Below are 714 nucleotides of genomic sequence, written 5' to 3' on the forward strand. Positions count from 1 at the left end.
CGAATAAAGCCATGACCACCAAATACTTGCTGACCAGCAACACAAGAATCTAATGCGCGGTCTGTCATGTATGCTTTAGCGATTGGCGTGAGAAGTGCAATCATTGCATTTGCATGCTTAATCTGATCGGCATCATCAGAGAACTTAGCAATGTCGAGGTAACTTGCAACGTAGGTAGAGAAAGCACGCGAGCCTTCTGTGTAAGCCTTCATAGTAAGAAGCATACGACGAACGTCAGCGTGAACGATAATCGGGTCAGCTTGCTTTTCAGTATTAACAGGACCTGTTGCTGCACGACCTTGAATACGATCAAGTGCGTATTCACGTGCGTTTTGGTAAGAGCGCTCTGCTGCGGCGAAACCTTGAATACCAACACTCAAGCGTTCGTAGTTCATCATTGTAAACATAGCCAAAAGACCTTTGTTTACTTCGCCGACCAACCAACCTTGCGCACCATCAAAGTTCATAACACAGGTACCGGAAGCTTTAATACCCATCTTGTGTTCGATTGAACCACAAGTAACATTATTGTTTTCACCTACAACGCCGTTGTTATCAACACTGTTACGCGGCACTAGGAAAAGAGAAATACCTTTTGATCCAGCTGGCGCATCCGGAAGTTTCGCAAGCACTAGATGAATGATGTTATCAGTCAGGTCATTTTCACCACCTGTGATAAAGATCTTCGTACCAGTAATGCTGTATGAACCGTCG

Annotated in this window: 1 protein-coding gene; it reads right to left on the reverse strand. The window is 44.8% G+C overall.

Annotated elements, in window-relative coordinates; all coding sequences use genetic code 11:
• Window positions 1-714, reverse strand: a 714-nt coding sequence (locus A3738_RS09775; protein ID WP_197473770.1) for an acyl-CoA dehydrogenase family protein, incomplete at both ends; no start/stop codon positions are given.

This window comes from Oleiphilus sp. HI0066, assembly GCF_001635725.1.